This is a genomic window from Streptomyces sp. NPDC059355 (assembly GCF_042752335.1).
GTDB lineage: Bacteria > Actinomycetota > Actinomycetes > Streptomycetales > Streptomycetaceae > Streptomyces.
Map to the genome: position 1 here is coordinate 72,734 of NZ_JBHYXN010000020.1, position 13,364 is coordinate 86,097.

13 protein-coding genes and 1 pseudogene are annotated in these 13,364 nt (G+C 71.1%); 8 read left to right on the top strand and 6 right to left on the bottom strand.

All coding sequences use genetic code 11. From position 1 onward, the window contains the following. The first annotated feature begins 27 nt into the window (after window positions 1-27). The 4 genes and pseudogenes from ACFXGI_RS20380 (at window position 28) to ACFXGI_RS20395 (ending at window position 3,675) form a co-directional block, all read left to right on the top strand. Window positions 28-246 carry a hypothetical protein gene (locus tag ACFXGI_RS20380; RefSeq protein ID WP_030156898.1) on the top strand — a complete coding sequence of 73 codons (219 nt, stop codon included), beginning with the start codon at window positions 28-30 and terminating at the stop codon, window positions 244-246. A 138-nt stretch (window positions 247-384) separates the two neighbouring features. Beyond that, on the top strand, window positions 385-1,878 hold the full coding sequence (locus tag ACFXGI_RS20385; RefSeq protein WP_384708305.1) for a flotillin family protein: 1,494 nt from the start codon (window positions 385-387) through the stop codon (window positions 1,876-1,878). Window positions 1,879-1,928: 50 nt separating this feature from the next. Beyond that, a pseudogene (thpR, locus tag ACFXGI_RS20390) lies at window positions 1,929-2,475 on the top strand (RNA 2',3'-cyclic phosphodiesterase). A 210-nt stretch (window positions 2,476-2,685) separates the two neighbouring features. Further along, a complete protein-coding gene (locus tag ACFXGI_RS20395; protein ID WP_384708308.1) occupies window positions 2,686-3,675 on the top strand; it encodes an aldo/keto reductase in 990 nt (329 codons plus the stop codon). A 64-nt stretch (window positions 3,676-3,739) separates the two neighbouring features. On the opposite strand, the gene ACFXGI_RS20400 is transcribed toward ACFXGI_RS20395, so the two are convergent. Continuing rightward, window positions 3,740-4,327, bottom strand: a complete 588-nt coding sequence (locus tag ACFXGI_RS20400) for a Uma2 family endonuclease (protein WP_384708311.1) — start codon at window positions 4,325-4,327, stop codon at window positions 3,740-3,742. A gap of 107 nt (window positions 4,328-4,434) precedes the next feature. Continuing rightward, the gene (locus tag ACFXGI_RS20405; RefSeq protein WP_384708314.1) at window positions 4,435-5,118 is read right to left on the bottom strand and encodes a GDSL-type esterase/lipase family protein; all 684 of its coding nucleotides are present in this window, start codon (window positions 5,116-5,118) and stop codon (window positions 4,435-4,437) included. Between the two features lie 76 nt (window positions 5,119-5,194). Between ACFXGI_RS20405 and ACFXGI_RS20410 the strand changes: the two genes are divergently transcribed. Further along, on the top strand, window positions 5,195-6,211 hold the full coding sequence (locus ACFXGI_RS20410) for a WD40 repeat domain-containing protein (RefSeq protein WP_384708317.1): 1,017 nt from the start codon (window positions 5,195-5,197) through the stop codon (window positions 6,209-6,211). 73 nt (window positions 6,212-6,284) lie between these two features. Here the strand turns inward: ACFXGI_RS20410 and ACFXGI_RS20415 are convergent, their stop codons facing one another. Both ACFXGI_RS20415 and ACFXGI_RS20420 read right to left on the bottom strand, forming a co-directional pair. Beyond that, window positions 6,285-7,547, bottom strand: a complete 1,263-nt coding sequence (locus tag ACFXGI_RS20415) for an MFS transporter (RefSeq protein ID WP_384708320.1) — start codon at window positions 7,545-7,547, stop codon at window positions 6,285-6,287. 128 nt (window positions 7,548-7,675) lie between these two features. Beyond that, a complete protein-coding gene (locus ACFXGI_RS20420) occupies window positions 7,676-8,113 on the bottom strand; it encodes a MarR family winged helix-turn-helix transcriptional regulator (RefSeq protein ID WP_030156888.1) in 438 nt (145 codons plus the stop codon). 118 nt (window positions 8,114-8,231) lie between these two features. On the opposite strand from ACFXGI_RS20420, the gene ACFXGI_RS20425 reads away from it, so the two are divergent. Further along, window positions 8,232-8,414, top strand: a complete 183-nt coding sequence (locus ACFXGI_RS20425) for a ribbon-helix-helix protein, CopG family (RefSeq protein WP_327283971.1) — start codon at window positions 8,232-8,234, stop codon at window positions 8,412-8,414. A gap of 240 nt (window positions 8,415-8,654) precedes the next feature. Here ACFXGI_RS20425 and ACFXGI_RS20430 read toward each other — a convergent pair whose 3' ends face one another. Together ACFXGI_RS20430 and ACFXGI_RS20435 are read right to left on the bottom strand one after the other, a co-directional pair. Beyond that, window positions 8,655-8,774, bottom strand: coding sequence for a type II toxin-antitoxin system VapB family antitoxin (locus ACFXGI_RS20430; protein ID WP_384708323.1), 120 nt, complete (start codon window positions 8,772-8,774; stop codon window positions 8,655-8,657). Window positions 8,775-8,856: 82 nt separating this feature from the next. Beyond that, window positions 8,857-10,311, bottom strand: a complete 1,455-nt coding sequence (locus ACFXGI_RS20435; RefSeq protein WP_384708326.1) for an NCS2 family permease — start codon at window positions 10,309-10,311, stop codon at window positions 8,857-8,859. Window positions 10,312-10,461: 150 nt separating this feature from the next. Here ACFXGI_RS20435 and ACFXGI_RS20440 point away from each other — a divergent pair, with 150 nt between their 5' ends. Continuing rightward, complete coding sequence (locus ACFXGI_RS20440) at window positions 10,462-10,752, top strand: DUF2530 domain-containing protein (protein ID WP_384708329.1); 291 nt, start codon at window positions 10,462-10,464, stop codon at window positions 10,750-10,752. A 131-nt stretch (window positions 10,753-10,883) separates the two neighbouring features. Next, window positions 10,884-13,349, top strand: a complete 2,466-nt coding sequence (locus ACFXGI_RS20445) for an HAD-IC family P-type ATPase (protein ID WP_384708332.1) — start codon at window positions 10,884-10,886, stop codon at window positions 13,347-13,349. Window positions 13,350-13,364 lie beyond the last annotated feature (15 nt).

Sequence of the window (13,364 nt, forward strand, 5' to 3'; positions counted from 1 at the left end):
CGTCCCCCGGCGGCGTACGCTCGGCGCATGGGGGAAGACGGCATGGTGGGGCTGGACGGCCGGGTGACCGGGACGGTGGGCCCCGGGCTCGTGGGCGAGGTCATCGTCCGCATCCGGGGCGGCGCGGAGCACTTCCTCGCCCATCCGGCGCACGGGACGGGCCGGCTGCCGGTCGGAACGGTCGTGACCGTCGTCGAGTACCTGCCTCCGCGCACGGTGTACGTGATGGCGGCGTACGACAACTGAGCCCCGGCGCCACCTGCGCGGATGTGGTTCGTATCAAGATGGCGACAAGAAGCCGTCTGCGTCTTCTTAACGGCCCCGCACAGGAGCACACTCGCCCTCGTCAGTGTCGAACGGCACTGCGATAAGGGGGCGTTGCCGATGGCTATCGGCGTCGTGGCGGGAATCGTTCTCGTCGCATTCCTGGCTTTGATCGGCCTGTTCAAGCTCATGTGGCGGGTGGCCGAACCGAACGAGGCACTCGTCATCTCCGGCTCCACGCACCGCACCGAGGGCATCGGCGAGGGCATGGGGTTCCGGATCGTCACCGGGCGCGGAACCCTCGTGGTTCCCGGCGTCCAGGCGGTGCGCAAGCTTTCACTGGACCTCAACGAGACCCAGCTGAACGTCGACTGCGTGACCCACCAGGGCATCCCGCTGCGGGTGAAGGGCGTCGTGATCTTCAAGATCGGCGACGACCTCGTGTCCATCGCGAACGCGGCACGCCGCTTCCTGGACCAGCAGAAGATGATGCCCGAGCGCGTGCACATCGTCTTCGCGGGCCATCTGCGCTCCATCGTGGGCGGGCTGACGGTCGAGGACATGATCCGCGACCGCGAGAAGCTGACGGGGCAGACCCGGGCGGCCTGCGGCACGGAGATGGAGAAGCTCGGCCTCATCGTCGACTCGCTCCAGATCCACGAGATCGAGGACCCGACCGGCTACATCAAGAACCTGGCGATGCCGCACGCGGCCGCCGTCCAGCGGGACGCGCGCATCGCGCAGGCCGAGGCGAACCGGCTGGCCACCGAGGCCGAGCAGACCGCGTTCGCGCGGATGGCGGAGGCCACCCGCGACAGCGAGATCCTCCAGGCGGGCTACCAGGCCGAACGCGACAAGGCCGCCGCGACCGCCCGCCAGGCGGGGCCGCTCTCGGAGGCGGCGGCCCGCCAGGAGGTCGTCGTACAGGAGACCCGGGTCGCCGAGCTGGAAGCGCACCGGCGCGAGCAGCAGCTCCAGGCGGACGTGCGCAAGCCCGCGGACGCGGCTGCGTACGAGACCCGCACCCGCGCCGAGGCCGAGCGCGACGCCCGCATCTCGGCGGCGCAGGCCAAGGCCAAGGAGACCGAGCTGGCGGCCGCGGCCGAGGCCACGCGCGTGACCACGGCGGCGACCGCGGACGCGGCGGCCACCGAGGCCCGTGGTCTCGCGGCCGCGAAGGCCACCCGGGCGACCGGTGAGGCCGAGGCCGCGGCCACCCAGGCGAAGGGGCTCGCGGTCGCGGCCTCGGCGAAGGCCAAGGGCCTCGCCGAGGCCGACGCCATCAAGGCGCGGGCCGCCGCACTGGCCGAGAACCAGGAGGCGGTCGTCGCCCAGCAGCTCGCCGAGAACTGGCCGGCGATCGTGGAGGCGGGCGCCGGGGCCTTCGGGAACGTGGAGCACATGGTGCTGCTCAACGGGGCCGAGGGCATGTCGGAGATGTTCGCGAAGGCGCTGACCATGGGCGGCACCGGCCTCGGCCTGGCCCGCCAGGTGCTCTCGTCGATGTCCCAGCCGGCCGCTCAGCCGGCCGACCGGGGAACCGCTCCGGACACCACCCCCGTGAACGGCAGGGCGGCGGCGCCGTCCCAGCAGATCCCGATCGCGGACGCGTAACCCGCAGCCGGGCGCGAGCCTGACCCGCGGTCCGGGTTAGGCTCGCGCCCATGAGGCTGTTCGCCGCGTTGATGCCGCCCCAGCAGGCCGTCGAGGAGCTGCGCCGGGCGGTGGCGCCGCTGTGGGACGACCGGCTGCGCTGGACGGGGGAGGCGGGCTGGCACCCTCGCCTTCATGGGCGAGGTACGCGACGAGCTCCTGCCGGACCTGCACGCCCGCCTCGCCCGCGCCGCCCACCGCACCGAACCCTTCAGCCTGCGCATCCACGGCTCCGGCCACTTCGGCGACCGCGCCCTGTGGGTCGGCGCCGCCGGCGGGCTCGACCCGATGCGGATGCTCGCCGAGCGCGCCGACGCGGCCGCCCGCCGGGCCGGGGTGCCGATGGAGCACCACCGCCGCTACACCCCGCACCTCACCCTGGCCCGCAGCCGCAGCGGCGCCGACATGCACCCGTACGTCGAGGCCCTGGCGGACTTCGAGGGCACGCCCTGGCGGGCCGGCGAGCTCAGCCTGGTCCGCAGCAACCTCCCGGCGGGAGGGGTCCCCGGCGAGCAGCCCCGCTACGAGGTGGTCGAGGCCTGGCCCCTGGCCGCCTGACCGCCCCTCGGTACGGGAAGGCGCGGAGCCCGCGTTACGCTCGACGGGTGGATCCCAAGACCCGAAACCGTGTGATGGCCGGTGTACTCGTGCTGATGTTCGTCGTAGTGGCCGTGGCAGCCGCCGTGGGCCAGTAGCCCTGCCCGGACGGCGACCCCGCCCGCGCGGACCCTTGCTTCGAGTGGACTCCAGGCAGTTGGCTTGGGGCCCATGAAGTACACACAGCTCGGACGCACCGGACTCAAGGTCAGCCGACTCGTCCTCGGCACGATGAACTTCGGTCCGCAGACGGACGAACCCACCAGCCACTCGATCATGGATGCCGCGCTCGGCGCGGGCCTGAACTTCTTCGACACCGCCAACGTCTACGGCTGGGGCGAGAACAAGGGCCGCACCGAGGAGATCCTCGGCACCTGGTTCGCCCAGGGCGGCGGCCGGCGGGACAAGACCGTGCTGGCCACCAAGGTGTACGGGAACATGGCCGGCGAGGGCGACCCGTGGCCCAACTACGACCGGCTCTCGGCGCTGAACATCCGCCGGGCCGTCGAGGCCAGCCTCAAGCGGCTCCAGACGGACTACATCGACCTCTACCAGTTCCACCACGTCGACCGCCGGACCCCGTTCGAGGAGATCTGGCAGGCCGTCGACGTGCTGATCCAGCAGGGCAAGGTGCTGTACGCCGGATCGTCGAACTTCCCCGGCTACAAGATCGCCCAGGCCAACGAGACGGCCGCCCGGCGCGGTTCGGTCGGGCTGGTCAGCGAGCAGTGCATCTACAACCTCGCCGAGCGGCGTGCCGAGATGGAGGTCGTCCCGGCCGCGCAGGAGTACGGGCTCGGGGTGATCCCGTGGTCCCCGCTGCACGGCGGGCTGCTGGGCGGCGTCATCAAGAAGGAGGTCGAGGGCGGCCGCCGCGCCTCCGGGCGCTCCGCGGACGCCCTGGCCAACACCGCCGTACGGGCGCAGGTGCAGGCGTACGAGGACCTGCTCGACAAGCACGGCCTGGAGCCCGGCGAGACGGCCCTGGCGTGGCTGCTCACCCGGCCCGGGGTGACGGGGCCGATCGTGGGTCCCCGTACTGCGGAGCAGCTGGAGAGCGCGCTGCGGGCGCTGGAGCTGGAGCTCTCGCAGGAGGTGCTCTCCGGACTGGACGAGATCTTCCCCGGCCCGGGGGTCTCGCCGGAGGCCTTCGCCTGGTGATCCGGCCGGCATGACGGCGCGACCGGTCCGCGCCCCCCGGTGCGGGGCGCGGACCGGTCGCGGATCAGTCGCGGGGGAACTCGGAGGTGTCGAGCTTCAGGCCCACCGCCGTGCCCGTGAGGTCGATCTCGCCCCCGAAGGCGATCTTCGTCTCCGTGGCGTAGTCCCCGTCCTTGGGCTGGGTGTGGAGCACGCAGCGGCGGGTGTACGGATCGACGATGAGGTACGCGGACACCTCGGCGGCGGCGTACGCCGCCTTCTTGGGGCCGTAGTCGTTCGCCGCGGTGCCCTTGGAGATCACCTCGGCGACGAATTCCACGTCCTCGTGGCGCCAGTGCGCCGCATCGTCCTTCGTGGCATCTGCACCGAGCAAGGCGACATCCGGCGCGAACCCGTTCAGACGGCCCGGAAAGTCGATGCGTACGTCCGAGAGGGCTTTCACTCCCATGCCGAACTCGTCTTCCAGCGCACGGACGATCCTGCGGATGATCTCCCAGTGCGTGTCCCGCTGCGGCGACATGTAGACGGTCCCCTCGACGATCTCGACCTTCAATCCCTCGGGGACGGGCTCAAGCGCCTCGAACATCTCGTCCAAGGCCTGCTCGCTGCTGATGTCGGCCATCTCGATCCTGTCGGTCTCCACGACGGTCACCGTGGCGTTCCTCCCCGCTGCCGCGCAGCCGCGGGCAGCCGCATAGCACAACGATACGCACGGGGAGCGGGTCACGGAGGGAACGCCGGGTGGGGCCCCGAGGGCCGTCAGGGCATCCGGTACGGGCCGCCGATGCCCCAGGCCTGGTGGAGGACCGCCGCGAACTCCCCGGCCAGGCGGTGCTCGCCGGAGGCGTTGGGGTGGGTGCCGTCGTACGTGTCGTGCGCGATCTCGTACGAGGCCGGGCGCGCGGCCAGCAGGATCGGCGAGGCGTCGGTCGACAGGTCGGCCACGGCCTTGGCGAGGAGCTCGTTGAACCGGGCCACCTCGGCCGCGAACGGCGCGTCGGAATCGGCCCGGACGTTCGGGATGACCGGGAGCAGGACCATCCGGATGCCGGGCCGGGCGGCGCGGGCCTCCGCGATGAAGCGGCGGGCGTTGGCGGCGGTCTCCTCGGCGGCGGTGTAGAAGCCGAGGTCGATCAGGCCGAGGGAGACGAGCAGGACGTCCGGTTCGCCGGAGCGGACGGCGGAGCCGATGAGGGGGGCCATGTGCTGCCAGCCCTCGCCCCAGCCGGCGAGGTGGCGGCGGGCGTGCTCGGGGAAGCCGGGGTCGGCGTAGCCGTGGCTGACCGGCTCGTTGGCTCCGGTGTCGAAGAGCGCGGTGCGCGGGCCGACGATCTCGTGCGGGCCGCCCGGCGCGGCACCCAGGTGCTGCCACATCCGGTAGCGCCAGGTGTAGTCGCCGGCGCGTCCGATGGTCATGGAATCGCCGACGAACATGAAACGCATCCGGTCATCATCGCGGATCACGCGCCGGGCGCCCCTGTGATGCCGGACACGCGGGGCGGCCTGGCACGCTTGGGGTATGCGCCTGCTGCCGTTGACCGCCGTCATCGCCCTTGTCGTGCTGCCCGGTTCGGCCGCCGCGGCCGCCGAGTCCTCGGCTTCCGCCGCCCCCGGTGCCTCCGGGTTCACGATCACCGATCCGCGCATCAAGGAGTCGAGCGGGCTGGCGGCGAGCCGGATCCACCCGGGCGTGTACTGGACGCACAACGACAGCGACGACGGCCCGTACGTGTACGCGGTGGACTCGGCGACCGGCAAGACCGTGGCCCGGGTGACGCTGACCGGGATCGGCACCCCGCGCGACGTCGAGGCCATCTCGCTGGGCCCGGACGGGCAGCTGTACGTCGGCGACATCGGCGACAACCTGAACGGGACCTGGGACCACGTCTGGATCTACCGCTTCCCGGAGCCGAAGCAGCTGGCCGATGTCACGGTCAAGGCCGAGCAGTTCACGGTGAAGTACGCGGACGGGGCGCGCAACGCGGAGGCGCTGATGGTGCATCCGGTGACGGGCCGGGTGTACATCGCGAGCAAGAGCGAGGACAAGGGCGGGCTGTACGAGGGCCCGCAGCAGCTGTCCGCGTCGGGGACGAACGTGTTCCGGCGGGTCGCGGACCTGCCGTGGGTGACGGACGGGGCGTTCTCGCCGGACGGCGGCCGCCTCACGCTGCGCGGCTACTTCTTCGCGCGGACCTACCCGTGGAAGGACGGGAAGCCGCAGGGTGAGGGCGAGCGGGTGGACGCGCCGTGGCAGGGGCAGGCGGAGTCGGTGACGTACTCGGCGGACGGGTCGACGCTGCTGTTCGGATCGGAGGGGGAGTCGAGCCGGGTGGTGGCGGTCGCGGTGAAGCCCGCGGCGGGCGGATCCGCCGCCCCGGCCCCGGCGAAGCCGGGCTCGGCGCCGGCCGCCGGGGCCCCCGGCCCCGCGGGAGAGCAGGGCGGGGGCGGCTTCACGAAGGGTGCGGCCGTCCTGGCCGTGGGCACGGCGCTGGTCTTCGGTGCCAAGCGGCTCTTCCGCCGTAAGCCCCGCGACTGACGCGGCCGCGCCGTCGACGCGTCACATGGCCGCGCCGTCGACGCGGCAGCCGCAGGGGCTCGCAGCGGACGTGCTACGCCGCCGTGACCAGCTCGCGGGGGCGGGGCGAGGGGACGAACGTGACCCCGTGGCGGCTCACACTGAGGCGGAGATTGCCGACGCGGGACAGGATCACCGCGATCGTCGCGGCCGCGGCCAGGGAGACGAGGCCGCCCGCGGCCATGCCGATCCGGGCCCCGTACGTGTCCGTCACCCAGCCGACGACCGGCGCACCGATCGGGGTGCCGCCGGTGAACACCATCATGTACAGCGCCATCACCCGGCCCCGCATCTCGGGGTCGGTGGCCATCTGGACGCTCGCGTTCGCGGTGACGTTGACGGTCAGCCCGAACATCCCGATCGGCACCAGCAGCGCCGCGAACAGCCAGAACCCGGGCGCGAAGGCCGTCACGACCTCCAGTGCGGAGAACAGGACCGCCGCCGCGACCAGCAGCCGCAGCCGCGAGTGCCCGCGCCGGGCCGCCAGCAGCGCACCCGCCAGGGAGCCCACGGCGATCAGCGTGTTGAACAGCCCGTACGTGCCCGCGTCCCCGTGGAACACGTCGCTGACGAACGCCGACAGCCAGATCGGGAAGTTGAACCCGAAGGTGCCGATGAAGCCGACCAGGACGATCGGCCAGATCAGCTCGGGGCGGCCGGCGACGTACCGCAGGCCCTCCCGCAGCTGGCCCTTGGCGCGCGGACGCGTCTCGACCGGGTGCAGTTCGCGCGTGCGCATCAGCAGCAGGCCGGCGACCGGCGCGGCGAAGGACAGCCCGTTCAGCATGAACGCCCAGCCGACGCCGAAGGCGGTGATCAGCACACCGGCGACCGCCGGGCCGACCAGCCGCGCGGACTGGAAGTTCGCCGAGTTCAGGCTGACGGCGTTGGCGAGCTGCTCCTTGCCGACCATCTCGGAGACGAAGGTCTGCCGCGCGGGGTTGTCCACGACGGTGACGAGGCCGAGCAGGAAGGCCGCGAGGTACACGTGCCAGACCTGGACGTGTCCGGCGAGGGTGAGTGCGGCGAGCGCGACACCGGTCAGGCCCATCAGGGCCTGGGTGGCGATCAGCAGCGGCCGCTTGGGCAGCCGGTCCGCGAGTACGCCTCCGTAGAGGCCGAACACCATCATCGGCAGGAACTGCAGCGCGATCGTGATGCCGACCGCGGAGGCCGAGCCGGTCAGGGACAGGACCAGCCAGTCCTGGGCGATGCGCTGCATCCAGGTGCCGGTGTTGGAGACGGCCTGTCCCGTGGCGAAGAGCCGGTAGTTCCGGATCTTCAGCGAGCTGAACATCGAGTTGTTCTTGCCCGTGGAGCGTGTGGAGCGCGTCGGGCGCCCGGTGGTAGTGGTGGATGTATGGCCGGGTGCGGAGTCTGCTCCGGTTCCCGTACTCAAAAGCGTTCGCCTCCTGGCGTCGTTCCTTACAAGTGCGCGAGCTTTTCCAGGACGGGAGCGGCCTCGCGCAGCTTGGCCCATTCGTCCTCGGTGAGCTCGGCCGCGAGCCCGGCCAGGAAGGCGTTCCGCTTGCGACGGCTCTCTTCGAGCATCGCTTCGGCCTCCTCGGTCTGGGTGACCACCTTCTGGCGGCGGTCGTCCGGGTGCGGCTGCAGTCTGACCAGTCCCTTGGCCTCCAGCAGCGCGACGATGCGTGTCATCGACGGCGGCTGGACGTGTTCGCGCCGGGCCAGCTCACCGGGGGTGGCCTGGCCGCACCGGGCGAGGGTGCCGAGGACCGACATCTCGGTCGGGCTCAGCGATTCGTCGACGCGCTGGTGCTTGAGGCGCCGGCCCAGCCGCATGACGGCGGAGCGGAGGTCGTTCACGGCGGCAGCGTCGTCGCCATGGGTAAGGTCGAGCATCTCTTTAGACTACCTCATTACTCTCTCTAAAGAACGCAGGTTAAGCGTGTCACTCGTACGGGTGAGTCCGCAGCGGAAAGCGGCACGCGTCCACGTCCTGTGCCACGACCCTTTCGGCATGGGGACACACGTGCTGAGCATGCGCATAGACGGGGAGCTGCTCGACCGCCTCCGGACTCATGCGGCGAAACGCGGAATGAGCGTCCAGGACTACGTGGTCCGGACGCTCATTCGCGATGACTTCGACGAGCGCTTCAACGCGGCCGTCGACGAGACGGAGAAGTTCTACGGGCTCACGTGAGACACCCGGCGTACGGAGCGGCCGGGACCTCATGGCCCCGGCCGGTCGCCGGCGCGGGCGTCCGGTCCGGCCCCTCCCCCGCTCCGTCGGCGGTGCCGGACGGGACGACCCGGCGGGCGGCCTGTCCGGCCCGGTGGTTGCCGCGGAACAGGGCGAGGCGCTGGATCTCCTTGGCCCGGTCCCGGACCTCGTCCGTGCAGGGCAGGCAGTCGAAGCCCCTGAGCAGGTGGCTCAGCCGGCTCAGCCGCTCGGCCTCCGTTGCAGGGCCCCGTTGACCGTGGCGACCTTGGTGGTCGTGCCGGACAAACGCTGTGCCGCGGCCGGCAGGTCGTCGTCGAGGTCGATCACGGTTCGAGCCATGGCGTTTTTTCCAGCCGGAGACGGCAACGGCCCCGCCCTCCGTGAGGGCGGGGCCGGAAGTCGGCCGGAAGGGGCGGGCGCCTTACGTGAGGCCGAGGGCCGGCATCGCGTAGTAGAAGACGAACACCGCCGATACGACGTACAGGGCCGCCGGGACCTCACGGCCCCGGCCGGTCGCCAGCCGCAGGACGCAGAAGCTGATGAAGCCGAAACCGATGCCGTTGGTGATCGAGTACGTGAACGGCATCATCACCATGGCCAGGAAGGCCGGGACGGCGATGGTGAAGTCGCTCCAGTCGATGTCCCTGACCGAGCCCGCCAGGATCAGGAACCCGACCGCCACGAGGGCGGGGGTGGCAGCCTGGGACGGGACCATGGTGGCGAGCGGGGTCAGGAACAGCGCCACGGTGAAGAGGCCGCCGGTCACGACGTTCGCGAGGCCCGTACGGGCGCCCTCGCCGACGCCGGCCGTGGACTCCACGAAGCAGGTGGTGGCCGAGGACGAGGTGGCGCCGCCGGAGGCGACGGCCAGGCCGTCGATGAGCAGCACCTTGTTGATGCCGGGGAAGTTGCCGTCCTTGTCGATCAGCTTGGCCTCGTCGCCGACGCCGAGGATCGTGCCCATCGCGTCGAAGAAGCAGGACAGCAGCACGGTGAAGACGAAGAGGATGCCGGTCAGCATGCCGACCTTGCCGAAGCCGCCGAACAGGCTGACCTGGCCGACGAGCCCGAAGTCGGGCGCGGCCACCGGATTGCCCGGCCACTCGGGGACGGTCAGGCCCCAGCCCGAGTCGGGCAGCTCGGCGATGAGCTGGACGGCGACGGCGAGGACGGTCATGACCACGATGGAGATCAGGATCGCGCCGGGCGTCTTGCGGATCAGCAGGGCGAGGGTCAGCAGGACGCCGACGATGAAGATCAGGACCGGCCAGCCGTGCAGGTGGCCGCCCGTGCCGAGGGTGAGCGGCACGGTGGTGTGCGCGGCGTCCGGGATGCGGGTGACGAAGCCCGAGTCGACCAGGCCGATCAGCATGATGAACAGGCCGATGCCGATCGCGATGCCCTTGCGCAGGCCGAGCGGGACGGCGTTCATGACCCGCTCGCGCAGGCCGGTCGCGACCAGCAGCATCACGACGAAGCCGGCCAGGACCACCATGCCCATGGCGTCGGGCCAGCTCATGCGCGGGGCGAGCTGGAGGGCGACGACGGTGTTCACGCCGAGGCCGGCGGCGAGCGCGATCGGGACGTTGCCGATGACGCCCATGAGGAGCGTGGTGAAGGCCGCCGTCAGGACGGTGGCGGTCACGAGCTGGCCGCTGTCGAGCTGGTGGCCGTACATGTCCTTCGCGCTGCCCAGGATGATCGGGTTCAGCACGATGATGTAGGCCATCGCGAAGAAGGTGGCGAAACCGCCGCGGACCTCCCGGCCGACGGTGGAACCGCGCTCGGAGATCTTGAAGTGGCGGTCCAGGGCGGACCCGCTGCGGGGGGCGGGGTCCGGGAGGGTGGGCGCGGGGGCGGGGGCCGACGTGCTCATGCGGTCCTCTAGGTCTTCATTGCGGGGGGCATTGGGTGATTCATACGAAGAAAATGGGCCATGCCCACACCGTTTCAGTATGAACACATGAACGAAAGCCCGTCCATCTCCGCGCGTAGATCCTGTTTCGGGCCGCCTAGACTTGAGGGCATGGCGAAATGGACAGCGAAGCACGAGGCGCCCGAGCCCCTCGAGGGCCCGATCGTCGCGACCGTCACCGGCGGCACGATCCTCTGGTTCGCGATGTTCGTCGTCCAGCTCCCCTTCTACGGCTGGTTCGCAGACCGCGACCTGCTGTGGTGGGTCTGGTGCTGCGCGGCCGGCGGGTTCCTCGGCCTGATCGGCGTCTGGTACGTCCGGGGCCGCGACGCGGCGCTCAAGCGGCACGCCGCAGAGGCGCTTGCCGCGCGGAACGAGGAGAGCGGCGGCAGCTCCGGCTGAGCGATCAGGCGGACCGGCAGGGGGCCGGGGCCGGGGGCGGGGGGACCAGGGGACGATTCGGGTCATCCCGAAGTCGGATCTTCGGACTTCTCGGCGGGTGAAGCGGTAGAACCCCCTTTACCGTCGAAAGCATGACGCAGCGGGCAGAGATCGAACCCAACGGTTCCGAGCCGGGTGGCGGGCCCGGCGGCGCGGCCATCGACGCGGGAGCCGAGCTGGATCCGGTACACCCGGTCCGGCCGCCCGCACCCCGGTTCAAGCCCGCGGGCCTGACCACCGCCGAAGTCGCCGAGCGCGTCGCCCGCGGGGCCGTCAACGACGTGCCCGTACGCAGCAGCCGCTCCACCGCCGACATCGTCCGCGCCAACGTCTTCACCCGGTTCAACGCCATCATCGGCGTGCTCTGGGTGGTCATGCTCATCGTCGCGCCGCTCCAGGACAGCCTGTTCGGCTACGTGATCATCGCGAACACCGGCATCGGCATCATCCAGGAGATGAGGGCCAAGAAGACCCTGGACGGCCTCGCCGTCATCGGCGAAGCCAAACCCAGCGTCCGCCGCGACGGCCGGACCGCCGAGATCTCCACCTCCGAGATCGTCCTCGACGACGTCATCGAGCTCGGCCCGGGCGACAAGGTCGTCGTCGACGGGTCCGTCGGCGAGGCCGAGGGCCTGGAGATCGACGAGTCCCTGCTCACCGGCGAGGCCGACCCCGTCCTGAAGAAGCCCGGCGACCCCGTCATGTCCGGGTCCTTCGTCGTCGCCGGCGGCGGCGCGTTCACCGCCACCAAGGTCGGCCGCGAGGCCTACGCCGCCCAGTTGGCCGAAGAGGCCACCCGCTTCACGCTGGTCCACTCCGAGCTGCGCTCCGGCATCTCCACCATCCTCAAGTACGTCACCTGGATGATGATTCCGACCTCGATCGGCCTGATCATCAGCCAGCTCGTCGTCAAGGACAACAACCTCAAGGACGCCATCGCCCGCACCGTCGGCGGCATCGTCCCGATGATCCCCGAGGGGCTCGTCCTGCTGACCTCCGTCGCCTTCGCGATCGGCGTCATCCGGCTCGGCCGCAAGCAGTGCCTGGTGCAGGAGCTGCCGGCCATCGAAGGCCTCGCCCGCGTCGACGTCGTCTGCCTCGACAAGACCGGCACCCTCACCGAGGGCGGCATGGACGTCACCGAGCTCCGCCCGCTCGGCGGCGCGGAGGCCGCGTACGTCAAGAAGGTGCTCGGCGCGCTCGGCGAATCCGACCCGCGCCCCAACGCCAGCCTCCAGGCGATCATCGACGCCTACCCGGACAGCGCCGAGTGGCGCTGCACCGAGTCCCTGCCGTTCTCCTCCGCCCGCAAGTACAGCGGCGCCAGCTTCAGCGAGGGCGACGGCGAGAACAACACCTGGCTGCTCGGCGCCCCCGACGTGCTCCTCCCAGCCGGGGACCCGGCCCTCGAAGAGATCAACGAACTCAACGAGCAGGGCCTGCGCGTCCTGCTGCTCGCCCGGGCCGCGCGCGAGCTGGACGACCCGGCCGTCGGAGCCGGCGCCAAGCCCACCGCCCTGATCGTCCTGGAACAGCGGCTGCGCCCCGACGCGGCCGACACCCTGCGCTACTTCGAGGACCAGAAGGTCCACGCGAAGGTCATCTCCGGCGACAACGCCGTCTCGGTGGGCGCGGTGGCCGGCAAGCTGGGCCTGCCGGGCGCCGAGAACACCGTCGACGCGCGCAAGATGCCGACCGATCAGGCCGACATGGCCAAGGTCCTCGACGAGAACGCCGTCTTCGGCCGGGTCACCCCGCAGCAGAAACGGGACATGGTCGGCGCGCTGCAGTCCAAGGGCCACACGGTCGCGATGACGGGCGACGGCGTCAACGACGTCCTGGCCCTCAAGGACGCGGACATCGGCGTGAGCATGGGCTCGGGCTCAGAGGCCACGCGCGCGGTCGCCCAGATCGTCCTCCTGAACAACAGCTTCTCCACCCTCCCCTCGGTGGTCGCCGAGGGCCGCCGGGTCATCGGCAACATCACCCGTGTCGCCACCCTCTTCCTCACGAAGACCGTCTACTCGGTGCTGCTGGCCATCCTGGTGGTCTGCTTCCAGGTCGAGTACCCCTTCCTGCCGCGCCACTTGACGCTGCTGTCCACCCTCACCATCGGCATTCCGGCGTTCTTCCTGGCCCTGGCGCCGAACAAGGAGCGCGCGCGGCCGCACTTCGTGAAACGGGTGATGCGGTACGCGATCCCGGGCGGCGTGATCGCGGCGGTGGCCACCTTCGTCACGTACCTGCTCGCCCGCCACCACTACAGCGGCCCCGAGGCCCTCGAGGCCGAGACGAGCGCGGCGACGCTGACGCTGTTCCTGACCTCGATGTGGGTCCTGGTGATCATCGCCCGCCCGTACACGTGGTGGCGGGTGGCCCTGGTCGGCGCGATGGGCGGCGCCTTCCTGATCGTCCTGGTCGTCCCCTGGCTGCAGGAGTTCTTCGAGCTGAAGCTGGTGGGCACCGAAATGCCCTGGACGGCGGTCGCCGTCGCGGCGGCGGCCTCGGCCCTGATCGAGCTCACCTTCCGCTGGGTCAACCGCAAGTTCCCCGCCTAGGCGGTCTGTTCCGGA

Excerpts from the sequence above, each read along its gene's own strand:
- ACFXGI_RS20395 (WP_384708308.1), top strand. The coding sequence starts at position 2,686 with ATGAAGTACACACAGCTCGGACGCACCGGACTCAAGGTCAGCCGACTC.
- ACFXGI_RS20430 (WP_384708323.1), bottom strand. The coding sequence starts at position 8,774 with ATGGCTCGAACCGTGATCGACCTCGACGACGACCTGCCGGCCGCGGCA.
- ACFXGI_RS20415 (WP_384708320.1), bottom strand. The coding sequence starts at position 7,547 with ATGTTCAGCTCGCTGAAGATCCGGAACTACCGGCTCTTCGCCACGGGA.
- ACFXGI_RS20410 (WP_384708317.1), top strand. The coding sequence starts at position 5,195 with ATGCGCCTGCTGCCGTTGACCGCCGTCATCGCCCTTGTCGTGCTGCCC.
- ACFXGI_RS20425 (WP_327283971.1), top strand. The coding sequence starts at position 8,232 with ATGGGGACACACGTGCTGAGCATGCGCATAGACGGGGAGCTGCTCGAC.
- ACFXGI_RS20420 (WP_030156888.1), bottom strand. The coding sequence starts at position 8,113 with ATGCTCGACCTTACCCATGGCGACGACGCTGCCGCCGTGAACGACCTC.
- ACFXGI_RS20440 (WP_384708329.1), top strand. The coding sequence starts at position 10,462 with ATGGCGAAATGGACAGCGAAGCACGAGGCGCCCGAGCCCCTCGAGGGC.
- ACFXGI_RS20405 (WP_384708314.1), bottom strand. The coding sequence starts at position 5,118 with ATGCGTTTCATGTTCGTCGGCGATTCCATGACCATCGGACGCGCCGGC.
- ACFXGI_RS20435 (WP_384708326.1), bottom strand. The coding sequence starts at position 10,311 with ATGAGCACGTCGGCCCCCGCCCCCGCGCCCACCCTCCCGGACCCCGCC.
- ACFXGI_RS20385 (WP_384708305.1), top strand. The coding sequence starts at position 385 with ATGGCTATCGGCGTCGTGGCGGGAATCGTTCTCGTCGCATTCCTGGCT.
- ACFXGI_RS20445 (WP_384708332.1), top strand. The coding sequence starts at position 10,884 with ATGACGCAGCGGGCAGAGATCGAACCCAACGGTTCCGAGCCGGGTGGC.
- ACFXGI_RS20380 (WP_030156898.1), top strand. The coding sequence starts at position 28 with ATGGGGGAAGACGGCATGGTGGGGCTGGACGGCCGGGTGACCGGGACG.